12 protein-coding genes are annotated in these 12,773 nt (G+C 54.7%); 9 read left to right on the forward strand and 3 right to left on the reverse strand.

Going from position 1 to position 12,773, the window contains the following annotated elements; translation table 11 throughout:
• Positions 1-215 precede the first annotated feature (215 nt).
• The 4 genes from M655_RS02235 (at position 216) to M655_RS02250 (ending at position 4,404) form a co-directional block, all read left to right on the forward strand.
• On the forward strand, positions 216-833 hold the full coding sequence (locus M655_RS02235; protein ID WP_005830323.1) for an SET domain-containing protein: 618 nt from the start codon (positions 216-218) through the stop codon (positions 831-833).
• 84 nt (positions 834-917) lie between these two features.
• A complete protein-coding gene (locus tag M655_RS02240; protein ID WP_035316699.1) occupies positions 918-2,585 on the forward strand; it encodes a glutamine--tRNA ligase/YqeY domain fusion protein in 1,668 nt (555 codons plus the stop codon).
• A 147-nt stretch (positions 2,586-2,732) separates the two neighbouring features.
• Positions 2,733-4,067 carry an APC family permease gene (locus M655_RS02245; RefSeq protein WP_005830319.1) on the forward strand — a complete coding sequence of 445 codons (1,335 nt, stop codon included), beginning with the start codon at positions 2,733-2,735 and terminating at the stop codon, positions 4,065-4,067.
• 43 nt (positions 4,068-4,110) lie between these two features.
• Positions 4,111-4,404, forward strand: a complete 294-nt coding sequence (locus M655_RS02250) for an alpha/beta fold hydrolase (RefSeq protein ID WP_005830317.1) — start codon at positions 4,111-4,113, stop codon at positions 4,402-4,404.
• A 105-nt stretch (positions 4,405-4,509) separates the two neighbouring features.
• Here M655_RS02250 and M655_RS02255 read toward each other — a convergent pair whose 3' ends face one another.
• Positions 4,510-5,205, reverse strand: coding sequence for a hypothetical protein (locus tag M655_RS02255; protein ID WP_005830315.1), 696 nt, complete (start codon positions 5,203-5,205; stop codon positions 4,510-4,512).
• A gap of 146 nt (positions 5,206-5,351) precedes the next feature.
• Here M655_RS02255 and M655_RS02260 point away from each other — a divergent pair, with 146 nt between their 5' ends.
• From M655_RS02260 to M655_RS02275, 4 genes are all read left to right on the forward strand, one after another.
• Complete coding sequence (locus tag M655_RS02260) at positions 5,352-6,104, forward strand: gluconate 2-dehydrogenase subunit 3 family protein (protein ID WP_122953104.1); 753 nt, start codon at positions 5,352-5,354, stop codon at positions 6,102-6,104.
• A gap of 19 nt (positions 6,105-6,123) precedes the next feature.
• Complete coding sequence (locus M655_RS02265; protein WP_005830310.1) at positions 6,124-7,839, forward strand: GMC family oxidoreductase; 1,716 nt, start codon at positions 6,124-6,126, stop codon at positions 7,837-7,839.
• Between the two features lie 229 nt (positions 7,840-8,068).
• Complete coding sequence (locus M655_RS02270; RefSeq protein WP_025843679.1) at positions 8,069-9,280, forward strand: trans-sulfuration enzyme family protein; 1,212 nt, start codon at positions 8,069-8,071, stop codon at positions 9,278-9,280.
• A gap of 28 nt (positions 9,281-9,308) precedes the next feature.
• Positions 9,309-10,763, forward strand: a complete 1,455-nt coding sequence (locus tag M655_RS02275) for a sigma-54 interaction domain-containing protein (RefSeq protein ID WP_005830307.1) — start codon at positions 9,309-9,311, stop codon at positions 10,761-10,763.
• A 74-nt stretch (positions 10,764-10,837) separates the two neighbouring features.
• Here the strand turns inward: M655_RS02275 and M655_RS02280 are convergent, their stop codons facing one another.
• Together M655_RS02280 and M655_RS02285 are read right to left on the reverse strand one after the other, a co-directional pair.
• A complete protein-coding gene (locus tag M655_RS02280; RefSeq protein WP_026557582.1) occupies positions 10,838-11,167 on the reverse strand; it encodes an antibiotic biosynthesis monooxygenase family protein in 330 nt (109 codons plus the stop codon).
• 159 nt (positions 11,168-11,326) lie between these two features.
• On the reverse strand, positions 11,327-11,842 hold the full coding sequence (locus tag M655_RS02285) for a stalk domain-containing protein (RefSeq protein ID WP_007777268.1): 516 nt from the start codon (positions 11,840-11,842) through the stop codon (positions 11,327-11,329).
• 225 nt (positions 11,843-12,067) lie between these two features.
• Between M655_RS02285 and M655_RS02290 the strand changes: the two genes are divergently transcribed.
• Positions 12,068-12,754 carry a uracil-DNA glycosylase gene (locus M655_RS02290; protein ID WP_007777264.1) on the forward strand — a complete coding sequence of 229 codons (687 nt, stop codon included), beginning with the start codon at positions 12,068-12,070 and terminating at the stop codon, positions 12,752-12,754.
• The last annotated feature ends 19 nt before the right edge of the window (positions 12,755-12,773 follow it).

Below are 12,773 nucleotides of genomic sequence, written 5' to 3' on the forward strand. Positions count from 1 at the left end.
AAATTAATGCAAATGTTGCAGGTAAAATTTCCTAAACCTGTTTGTCAATAATATAGACGATTTGTCGATTGGGGTAAATAAGGAAATTTCTTTTTATCTAGAAAAAAGGAAGCATCAGGGAAATACGCGTTTTTCACCGACATTCACACACCTCTGTTGGCCGAACTGCTTATGATGATAAAAAGGCACATTTGCCAAGGAGTGAAACAACGACCATGATGCATCCCGATACAGAGCTTCGCTATATCAACGACGAGATCGGGTACGGTGTGTTTGCGACAAAGCTCATTCCCAAAGGCACGATTGTCTGGGTCCAGGATGATCTCGATCAGGTATTAGACCCGGCATTTGTGGAAAAACTGGATCCATTAAGAAAACAGGACGTGCAAAAATATTCGTTCAAAAATCAGTTCGGCAAATACATCTTGTGCTGGGATAAGGCCCGGTTTGTCAACCACAGCTTCCATGCGACCTGTGTGGCGACGATGTACGATCTGGAACTGGCGGCGCGGGACATTTTGCCGGGCGAGGAACTGACCGATGATTACGGAACGCTGAACCTGGATGAACCGTTTGACTGTTTGCCGGAGCCGGGCACGAGCCGTTCAAGGGTGATGCCTGACGACTTGCTGCGCTACTATCGCCAATGGGATGAGATCGCAGCCGCCGCCTTCGAGCGGTTCAATCAGGTTGAACAGCCGCTGCTCCACCTCGTAAGACCTAAGCATTTGCAAACCATTCGCGGCATTACCGAACAGCAGCGGTCGCTCGACTCGATCATTTCGCTGTACTGCCAGCCGCAATCGCGATGGCCAAAAGAGCAGGAGTGGTAGACGCAGCGGGCCGGACAACGGCCCGATTTTGTTGAACTCTGGGAAGAGAATCAGTATTATGGAATGTAAAGGTGAAGTGAAAGGTTGATTTCATTGGAAAACAAGGTAGCGTCATCCAATTTTATCCGCAATATCGTGATTGACGACCTGCAAGCAGGCAAGGTCAAGGAAGTCATTACCCGCTTTCCGCCGGAGCCGAACGGGTATCTTCATATTGGACATGCAAAAGCCATCTGCCTGAATTTTGAACTGGCAAGCGAATTTAATGGCAAGGCTCACCTCCGTTTTGACGATACCAATCCGGTGAAAGAAGACACTGAGTACGTGGAAGCGATCAAAACAGACGTCAAATGGCTTGGCTTTGAATGGGACGGGCTGTTTTTTGCATCGGATTACTTTGAAGAGATGTACAAGCGTGCGGTGCTGTTGATTCAAAAAGGCAAAGCCTACGTGGACGATCTGTCTGCCGAAGAGATGCGCAAGCTGCGCGGAACGTTGACGGAGCCGGGCGTAGACAGTCCGTACCGCAACCGTTCTGTGGAGGAAAACCTCGACCTGTTCGAGCGCATGCGCAACGGAGAGTTCAAGGACGGGGAAAAAGTGCTGCGTGCCAAAATCGACATGTCCTCCCCGAACATCAACATGCGCGATCCGGTTTTGTACCGCATTTCCCATACGACCCACCACAACACGGGAGACAAATGGTGCATTTACCCGATGTACGACTACGCGCACCCGCTGGAGGATGCGATTGAAGGCGTGACCCACTCGCTCTGCTCGCTCGAATTTGAAGACCATCGTCCGCTGTACGACTGGGTCATCAGCGAGTGCGAGATGGAGCACGTTCCGCGCCAGTACGAGTTTGCCCGCCTGAACCTGACCAACACGGTCATGAGCAAGCGCAAGCTGAAACAGCTCGTAGACGAAAACGTCGTCGATGGCTGGGACGATCCGCGCATGCCGACCATTGCAGGCTTCCGCCGTCGCGGCTTTACGCCGGAAGCGATTCGCACGTTTGCCCGTGAAGTCGGGGTAGCGCGCAGCAATAGTACAGTCGACGCGAAAATGCTGGAGCATTTCATCCGCGAGGACTTGAAGCTGAAAGCACCGCGCACGATGGCTGTTTTGAATCCGCTGAAAGTCGTCATCACGAACTATCCGGAAGGCCAGGTCGAGATGCTCGAAGCGGAAATCAACCCGGAAAATCCGGAGATGGGCAATCGTCAAATTCCGTTCTCCCGCGAAATCTACATCGAGCAGGACGACTTCATGGAAAACCCGCCAAGCAAGTATTTCCGCCTGTTCCCGGGAAATGAAGTCCGTCTCAAGCACGCCTACTTCATCAAATGCAACGACGTGGTGAAGGACGCGGATGGCAATGTCATCGAGCTGCACTGCACCTACGACCCGGAGACGAAGAGCGGAAGCGGGTTTACAGGACGCAAGGTAAAAGGGACCATCCACTGGGTAGATGCGAGCCAGGCAGTACCTGCCGAGTTCCGTTTGTACGAGCCGCTGATTCTCGACGATGAGGACACGGAAGGAAGCTTCCTGGACAACATCAACCCGAACTCGCTGGAAGTGTTGAACGGATTCGTCGAGCCGAACATGAAAGACACGAAGGCGCAGGACAAATACCAGTTTTTCCGCCACGGATACTTCAACGTCGATCCGAAGCATACGACGCCGGACAAGCTGGTCTTTAACCGGATCGTTTCGCTGAAAAGCTCGTTCGAACTGCCAAAAGCGTAGTACAGGCGCAGGCTGTGACAAACACAAAAACGCTGTTGCGGCATGGGAAAACCGTGTGCAACAGCGTTTTTTCATCAGGCAAGGCGTGGAACTTTTCTCATTCGCGTGTATAATTATTCGTGGTGCACCAGAGAAGGAGGACAGGCAGTGAATGGGGGAGCAGAGCTTACACGCAGCTTGAAGCTGTGGCATATCGTCGTAATTGGCCTGGGGTACATGGCTCCGATGGCCGTCTTTGACACTTTTGGCATTGTGGCCGAGGAAACCGGTGGACACGTTCCTGCTGCCTACGCAGTGACGCTGCTCGCCATCCTGTTTACCGCCGCGAGCTACGGGAAAATGGTCCGCGCGTTCCCGTCGGCAGGGACCGCGTACACGTACACGCAGCAAACGATCCATCCGTATGCGGGATTTTTGGTCGGATGGGCGTCGCTGCTCGATTATTTGTTTTTGCCCATGATTAACGCCCTGCTGACAGGGGTGTATTTATCGTCCGTCTTCCCCGAGGTGCCGACCAGGTGGTGGATTATCGGATTTATCGCACTGATTACATTATTGAATGTGTTCCGGGTCACCGTGACGGCTTCTGTCAACTCGTTTCTCGTGCTGTTTCAAATCGCCTTTGTCATTTTGTTCGCGGGGTTGTCCATTCGCAGTCTGGTTCAGGGAGAGGGGCTTGGGCACGTATTCAACATCCAGCCGTTCTTCTCGCCCGATCTGTCCGTAGTCGCGTTACTGTCGGGCGCCTCGATTCTTTGCTTTTCCTTTTTGGGCTTCGATGCCGTGACCACGCTGACCGAGGAAACGGTCGAGGCCAAAAAGACGATTCCCCGGGGGATTTTGCTGGTCGCGCTGGCAGGGGGAGCGCTGTTCATTACCGCTTCGTACTTTATGCAATCGTTGTTTCCTGATGTTTCTGTATTGTCTGACCCCGAAGCGGCCTCCGCGGAAATCGCGCTGTTTATCGGCGGCTCCGTGTTTCAGCTACTGTTTTTGGCGGCAGCGCTGTCTTCTACGCTCGCCTCCGGGCTTGTGTCGGTGACCAGCGTCACGCGGCTTTTGTACGCGATGGGGCGGGACGGCTATTTGCCGCGAAAATGGTTTGGCTATGTGCATCCGAAGCTGAAAACGCCTTTGCTCAACGTCCTTTTGGTCGGGACGCTGATGCTGTCCGCGCTCTACCTGGACCTGTTGACCGCGACGTCGTTCATCAACTTCGGGGCGCTGATCGCCTTCAGCTTTGTCAACCTGAGTGTCATCGCCTACTATCTCAGGCTCAAGCAGGAAAGGCGCATGGCCGATTGGTGGGGCTATCTGCTGGCGCCGCTGATCGGGACCGCTTTTATCGCGTTTTTATGGATCAGTCTTGATATCAAGTCGATGATGCTCGGACTGTTGTGGACGTTTGTCGGCCTTGTTTATTTGTTTTATTTGGTCAAAATCAAGGGAGCCAGGCTGGAGCTGGTGAAATTCGATGAGTAGCAGCTTCACAGACGAAAGCGGGGATGAAAGGAGCGCGGGCAAAATGAAGAGGGGAACCGGAGCGAGTGTAGTGCGGACAAGCCGCATCCCGATCGCGGGAGGGGAGCTGGAATACAGCGTAACAGGCAGAGCGGATGCCCCTGTGCTGTTGCTGCTCGCCGATGAAACGAAGCTGCCTGATGAAGCGCAGCGGACCTTTTGCCGGGAAGCCGCTGTCCGTTATCAGCATGCCGTACCGCAGGCAAAAGTGAGGACGATACCGGATTCGCTTCATTTGCTGATGGTGACTCATCCACAGGAGACGGTGAAGGCCATCGATGAATTTTTGCATAGCTAAAGGGAAAGGGACAAGCGCGCGCTGCTTGTCCCTTTTTGTCTTGACCAATGGCTTGACGCAGCCATGTTTTCTCATGAACTGGCCGATCAGCGCTTGCCGGTCTGTCTATCGCTTCGCCTCGCGGAAGAGCCTGTCCAGCTCGTCCGCCATTTTTTTGTCCCGGTTGTTGTCTCGCAAATGTTTTTTCACTTTTTCCAGCGAGTCGATCCCTTTTTTCGAGTTGACCGTCCAGACTTTCGCATCGGTGCCGTACAGGCGCTCTACGACGGTGCGCGCTTGCGTAAACAAAGCGTTCCGATCGCTGGTGCCCAGCACGCCTGTCGTGTTGGTTCTCGCCTTCGCCCCTGCGATGCCGTTCGCCGTATCGTTGCCTCTGCTGCTGCTGCCCGCATAGCTGCTCAGCAGGTGGGACTGCATCGGGTCCATCGAATTGATCGAAGCCTGGTTGGCGGTCGTCGGCGCAAGAAAAATAGCATCGCCGACGATCAATGCCTGGATGCCGTGAACTCCGGCTGCGCCGAGCTGTGCTTCCAGCTTGGTCGAGGGGCCGCCGCTGTGCAGATGCGAGCTGCCGATGGAGCTGTACACGCCGTTGCCCATTCCGCTGAAAGTCGTGCCGTGAGAGTTGGTTGTCAGCTTTTTGTCGCGGTCTACGCTGGGAATGACCGTCTCGCCCGCTCTGTCCGGATGTACGGTATGTGTCCGGGCCGGTTCTTGCGGCGCAGCCTGGTTGTTGCAGGCCGAAAGCAGAAGCGCGATGCCCAATCCGGTGCTGCCCACCCATGTTCCTAAGCGTTTCATCGTAATCCCTCCAACTGTTGCTATATAGGTAACCATATCCTTTGTTTGCCTCTGGAAACTATGTGTGGAGCATGTTGGGAAAATTTCCGGGAAATGCGTTTAGCCTGTCGAAAAAATGCGCAAACCAAGGGAAGAGAGAACTGGAGGTGGTAGATTTGGCAGAATCAAACAACAGGCATGAGCAGCCAGTGTCGCGTCGGCACTTTTTGAAAAACACTGGTCTGGTGCTCGGTGGTCTGGTTGTCGGGGGAGTGGCAGGAAGCCTGCTCCGCAAGCCGGAAGCACCACCGCAACCGGGAGCGACACCGGCTCCTGCTGCCGATTATAATCAGGCGCTGATGTATTTCAGTCCGGAGCAGTTCAAGGTAGTGGACGCCGCATGCGAGCGAATTTTCCCCGAAGACGAGCTAGGCCCGGGGGCAAAAGCGTTGGGCGCGGCTTACTTCATCGACCACCAGTTGGCGGGCGATTGGGGGTTCAACTCGCGCGAATACATGCAAGGTCCGTTTTATCCGGGGGAAGTGACCCAGGGCTATCAGGGCAGGCTGAAGCGGCGGGAAATATTCGACATCGGAATTCAGGAGCTGAACAACTACAGCCAGTCTACACATGGCAAACGCTTTTACGAGATCACGCCTGAGCAGCAGGACGCCGTGCTGAAGGCGTTTGAGACAGACGAGGTGAAGCTGACCACGATCTCGGCCAGCGCTTTCTTCAAAATGCTGCGCGCCAGCACAATCGAAGGGATCTACGCTGACCCGCTGTACGGCGGCAATAAAAATATGGATGGCTGGAGATTAAAAAATTACCCAGGTAATCAGATGACCTATACACAGGTGATCGAGCAAGACAAATTCGTGAAGATGGAGCCCTTGAGTTTGCGGGATCATCAACACTGACAACACGGGGTGAAACAACATGGCCAAAAAATTGCCCAAAGTGGATGTCGTCATCGTGGGTGTAGGCTGGGGCGGAGGGATTATCGCCTCGGAGCTGACGAGGCAGGGGCTGACAGTCGTTGGACTGGAGCGAGGCAAAGAGCGGAAAACAGAAGATTACTTCATGGTACACGACGAACTGCGCTACGCGCTCCGCTATGAAATGATGCAGGACTTGTCCAAGGAAACGATCACCTTCCGCAGCAACACCAACGTTCGCGCGCTCCCCATGCGCTCGTACGGCTCTTTTTTGCTGGGAACGGGGCTGGGCGGATCGGGCGTTCACTGGAATGGCCACACGTTCCGGTTTTTGCCGTACGATTTTGAGATACGCAGCAAGACGGTCGAACGCTATGGCGAAAAGAAAATTCCCGAGGGCATGACGATTCAGGACTGGGGCATCACGTACGATCAACTGGAACCTTACTTTGACAAATTCGAGCGAATGGCGGGCATTTCGGGAGCAGAAAATCCGCTCGGGGGCAAACGTTCCCAGCCGTACCCGACGCCGCCGATGAAAACGACGCCGAGCATGAAGCTGTTTGAGGAAGCGGCGAAAAAGCTGAATTTGCATCCGTATCCGCTCCCGTCCGCGAACCTGTCGGAAGCGTACACCAATCCAGACGGTATTTCCCGGGCCGCCTGTCAATATTGCGGCTTTTGCGAGCGGTTTGGTTGTGAATACGGCGCGAAGGCAGACCCGGTTGTCACGGTCATTCCCGTGGCGAAGAAGACCGGGAAGTTCGAAATCCGCACGCATTCCCACGTGCGCCGCATTTTACATACGGGCAACAAAGCGACAGGCGTGCTGTACACGGATGTGACGACGGGCGAGGAAATCGAGCAGCCAGCCGATATCGTGGTGCTGACCAGCTACGTATTCAACAATGCCCGCTTGCTGCTGATGTCCAAGCTGGGCAGACCGTACGACCCGAATACAGGCAAGGGCGTCATCGGGAAAAACTACTGCTATCAGGTCATGCGCGGCGGAGCGACAGGCTTTTTCGAGGACAAAGAGTTCAACAACTACGCTGGCGCCGGCTCGCTCGGTATGGTGCTCGACGATTACAACGGCGACAATTTTGACCATTCCAGCCTGAACTTCATTCACGGTGCCAACATCAGCGTCTCCCAGTACGGCCAGCGCCCGATCGCCAACAACACGGTTCCGGAAGGCACGCCGAGCTGGGGCAAGGAGTTCAAGGCCGCTTCAATCAAATACGCGAACCGCACGGTCAACGTCGGGGCGCAGGGAGCTTCCATGCCGTTCCGCCATCATTTCCTCGATCTCGACCCGACGTACAAAGACGCCTTTGGCGATCCGCTGATGCGGATTACATTTGACTTCGAGGAACAGGACAGGCAGTTGGCCGCCTTTTTGTCCGAGAAATGCGGGGAAATTGCCAGGGAAATGGGCGCCAGCAAAGTGGAGGTGCGCGGCAAACTGGGGCCTTACGATATTACCCCGTACCAATCGACGCACAATACAGGCGGGGTCATCATGGGGGCATCGCCGGAAACTTCTGCGGTCAACAACTACTTGCAAATGTGGGACGCGGAAAACGTGTTCGTCGTCGGCGCTTCCGCCTTTGCGCACAACAGCGGCTACAACCCGACAGGCACGATGGGGGCGCTCTCGTACCGCGCTGCAGAAGGAATTTTGAAGTACCACAAGAGCGGCGGCATCCTCGTCTAAGCCGTTTTTTTGCCCGTGCAAAACTTCATTGTCAGCTTTGCAAAAAGCCGTTAGTGTATCTGACGGCTTTTTCTCGTTCGAGGCCAAACTTTTTTTGCGAAAATGCGAAAACACCCCGCCGTGAGCAGCGGAAAAGGGCGGTTTGATGCGCTTTTTTCGTTGGCACGCTCCTTGCTACTACCATTCGCCAAAGGATGATGGAGAGGATCGCGAAAAAGGAGAGACGATGATGAAGACAAACGACTGGAAGCTGGACACCGCGATTATTCACACTGCTCAGGAGCCTTGCCGAAAGACTGGGGCGGTCGCGGCTGCTGTCGTGCCTGCGGTAGCCTACGCGTTTCCGGACGCGGATTCCGCTGCTGCCTGCGTGGCCGGAGAGCGGGCAGGGACGTACTACGGTCGGTACGGCAACCCGACGATTGAGACGCTGGAGCAAAAAATCGCCGCGTTGGAAAACGGCGAGGCCGCTTTGGGCGTATCGAGCGGCATGGCGGCCATTTCCGGGGCGCTGCTCGCTTTTTTGCAGCAGGGCGACCATGTGGTGTGTACACGGGACGTTTACGGCGGGAGCTACAAATTTCTGACGACGATGGCCCCGCGCTACGGGATCGCCGCCGATTTCGTCGATTGCACCGATTTGCAGGCGGTAGAGCGTTCGCTGCGCCTGAATACCCGCGTGCTCTACATCGAAACGCCATCCAATCCGTGCCTGACCGTGCTGGATATCGCCGCGCTGTCCCGTCTGGCCCACGCGCGGGGGATTGTCGTGATCGTGGACAATACGTTCATGACCCCGTACTTGCAGCGGCCGCTGGAATTGGGCGCTGACGTCGTCGTGCACAGCGCGACCAAATATTTGAACGGACACGGGGACGTCATTGCCGGGTTTATCGTCGGGAAACAAGAGCAGATTCAGTTCATGCGCAAACACATTATGGGCGACCTGGGACAAAACTTGAACGCCTGGGATGCTTTTCTTATTTTGCGCGGCTTGAAGACGCTCGGCTTGCGCGTTCGCCAGCATTGCCACAACGCCCAGGTTGTCGCGGAATATTTGGCGCAGCACCCGGCGATTTCCCGCGTCTACTACCCCGGCCTTGCGTCTCATCCGCAACACGAGCTGGCGCAACGCCAGATGGCGGGAATGGGCGGAATCGTCTCGTTTGAGGTCAAGGGAGGGTACGACGCGGCCAAATCTTTCATTAACGCGCTGCGTCTGGCTATGATATCGTTTAGCTTAGGAGATCCCGAAACGCTTGTCCAGCATCCCGCCTCGATGACGCATGCTTCTGTTCCCGTTGCGGACCGTCTTGCCTTCAACATCACGGACGGTTTGATTCGCCTGTCTACCGGGTTGGAGGATGCGCGCGACATTATTGCTGATCTAAAGCAGGCGCTTTCCCGCGTGCCTGCGGCGGATGCTGCGGGCAGAGGGTAAGGAACGCAACTTGGCAGGAGGGCCGCTCATGACCGAATTTTCCCGGATAGAGGAGTTCATTCAATCATACGCAGACAATATCGCCAAAGTGCTCGGGCTGGATGTCACGATCCTCGACGAGCAGGGGATACGGGTGAGCGGCACGGGCTACTATTCGGATCTGATTGGCTTGCCTGCGCCGGAAGGATCGTTTTTCCGGATGATTTTGCAGACCGGACAGCCGGGCATGATTTTTGACATGAAAAAGAACGACTCGCAGTGTATGAACTGCAAGTTTTTGCCGCAATGCCGGGAGCTGGCGACAATCGGTTTTCCGGTACACAAGCGGGAAAAGACGGTCGGCGTGATCGGCATTATCGGGTTTTCCCCCGAGCAAAAGGAAAAGATGCTGCACCATTCGGAAAAATGGATGCCTTTTTTGCAGCATACGAGCGCACTGATCGAGCACAAGCTGCTGGAACTGGACGCGGAGCGGGAAAAGGGCTGCAACATTCAGGAGGAAATGCCCCAGGCAGCGGTCAGCCCGGTGTACTTCGCCCAGCTCATCGGCGCTGATACGGGGTTGCGCGATGTGATCGCCAAGGCGAAAAAAGTGGCAAACAGCATCTCTACGGTGTTGCTCAGAGGGGAGAGCGGAACGGGGAAAGAGTTGCTGGCAAAGGCGATCCACAGCGAGAGCCAGCGAGCCAGACAGCCGTTTGTCGCCATCAACTGCGCGGCGATTCCCGAGACGTTGCTGGAAAGCGAGCTGTTCGGCTACGAAGGCGGGGCGTTCACAGGCTCGCGGCGCGAAGGCAAGCCGGGCAAATTCGAGTTGGCGCACAAAGGCACGATTTTTCTCGATGAAGTAGGCGATATCCCGTTGTCGTTGCAGCCGAAGCTGCTGCGCGTCCTCCAGGAAAAAACGGTCGACCGGGTCGGCGGCGTCAAGACGCTGGAGGTGGACGTCCGGGTCATTGCGGCTACGCACAAAGATTTGGAGAGCATGGTCAGAGAGGGGACGTTCCGCGAAGATTTGTACTACCGGCTGAACGTCATTCCGCTTCGCCTGAAGCCGCTGCGCGAACGGCGCGAGGACATCCCGCTTTACTTGCAGCATTTTTTGTATCGGTACGGGACGATTTTGCAAAAAGGCAGGCTGGAACTGGACGCCGGACTTGCCAGGCGGCTTGTCGCGTACGATTGGCCGGGAAACATCCGCCAGTTGGAAAATGCCGTGGAATACATGGTCAACATGGCAGAGGGGCCGACGATTGGCGATGCGGAGTTGCCGGAGTACTTGCTCACAGGCGAGGAGACGGTGGACGCTGAAAAGGCGGGAGCGGGGCTGGAGCAGTTGCTGGCTGATTACGAGCGCGCCATTTTGCAAAAGCATCTGGCGGACGAAAGGCATAGCAAGGACAAGGCGGCAATCGCCAGCGAGCTGCAAATCAGCCTCTCTACGTTGTATCGGAAAATGGAAAAGTACGGCCTTGAATTGTAAAAAACCAGCCGCTGTTTCGAACGGGCTTGAACTGCGCCGCGAAACAGGGCTGGTTTTGTGCGATCAGGCAAAAGCTAGACTTGCGGTTGGCGAGGGTGTTTGCTTGCTTTCAGCTCATAATGACCGCTTTTGGAGCTGATGATGTACTCTGGCCGTTTTTGTTCCCGCGCTTTGCGGTGGCCTTCGAGATGAGGCTCGCTCAGCTCCCACTGCTTCCACGCTTCTTTCGATTCCCAGCGGATCATGACGACCACTTCTTCTTCGCCTTTGCGCGGCTTTTGCTCGAAAATGCTCAAATCTACAAAGCCCGGAGCTTCTTCCACCACGCCTGGCTCTCCGAAGCCTTTTACGATTGCATCGGCGTACCCTTCCTGAACAACGATCGTCTTGATTTCGACCATCATGAGCAAAAACACCCTTCCCCTATTGAATGTTGTCTTTTCTCATCGTAGGGAGATGGATTCTCGAAGTCAATCGGAAGTTGTCCAGTTACTGGAAGTAAAAGAGGACAGCGGCTCCCCTAAATGCCGCTGTCCTCTTGGGTATATAGGAATAAGTGCTGCTTACAGCAAAGACTTCACTTCTCCTGTGTTCGGGTTGACCACGAACCAGCCGTATGTGCTGGTGTAGCTGTCTCCGGACTGGAAGTTGTTCACGACCGTTTGGTACACCTGAATGACGTAGTGTCCTTTTTCGTCATCGTGGTCATATTCGACTACGTGTGTAGGAGTGAGGCTGGCGGCGTATTTCTTTTTGACCAGCTCGACTGCTTCCATTTTCGAATACATTTTCGCAACCGGCAGCTTGCCGATGAAAATCGACTTGGTTTTGGCATCGTAAATGACTGGCTTGTTCAGGTTTTCTGCTACGAAGCGGATTGGCACGTACACGGAGTTTTTGTACATGATGCCCTGGACATCGCTGTTTGGCGACTTTGGCACGCCTTCAAAGTAGTAGGTAAACGGCGTTTTTGTGTCTCCTGCCACATCCGGATAGTTCGGAGCCGCAATGGCGATTCCCGAAAAGAGTGCTGAACCGACAATAATTCCCCCAAAAAATGATTTCAAGTCCCATTTCATGTCGAAAAACCTCTCCCTTTGTCTAAATCTTCCCAGAAAACATTATGTCAAAGATCATGGGAGAAAAGCTATCAAACGAGGGTAATAGGAAACATAGACTAAGAACGGGGGGAAAGATAGGACTGGCAGAGCCAGGTCCCGGGTGGGGGCAGGACGAAACGATGGTTCAGAGATTCGCCAGTCTGTGGTAAGGTAATAGAAAGAATAGCGGACAAGGTGAGGAAAATGGCAATATTGCAAAACGACTGGGCGCCGATATTGGCGGGGGAATTTGAGAAGCCGTACTATTTGAAGCTCCGCCAGATTTTGAAGGAAGAGTACCAGACGCGAACGATTTACCCGGACATGTATCATATTTTTACCGCGCTCCACCTGACGAGCTACGAGCAGGCCAAAGTAGTCATTTTGGGACAGGACCCGTACCACGGTCCGGGACAGGCACATGGTCTGAGCTTTTCCGTCAGGCCGGGCATCAAGCCGCCGCCGTCGCTCGTCAACATTTACAAGGAGCTGCAAAGCGATCTGAATTGCACCATTCCCGAGCACGGTTACTTGAGCCACTGGGCAAAGCAGGGCGTCATGATGCTGAATGCCGTGCTTACCGTGCGGGCAGGCAATCCTAATTCGCACAAGGGCATCGGCTGGGAGCAGTTTACCGATCAGATTATCCATCTGTTGAACGAGCGCGAGAAGCCGCTTGTGTTCATCCTGTGGGGAAGGCATGCGCAGGAGAAGGCCGCTTTTATTGATAAAACGAGACATTGCATCATCGCTTCGCCTCATCCAAGCCCGTTCTCGGCCAATCGCGGCTTTTTCGGCAGCCGCCCGTTTTCCCGAGCGAATGCGTTTTTGCGCTCGCAAGGAATGGAAGAGATCGATTGGCAACTGCCGCTGCACGTCGAAGAAGAATAGTCGCAAAAAAGGATCTGCA

It is taken from the genome of Brevibacillus sp. NSP2.1 (assembly GCF_000470975.2).
Taxonomy (GTDB): Bacteria; Bacillota; Bacilli; order Brevibacillales; family Brevibacillaceae; genus Brevibacillus; species Brevibacillus agri.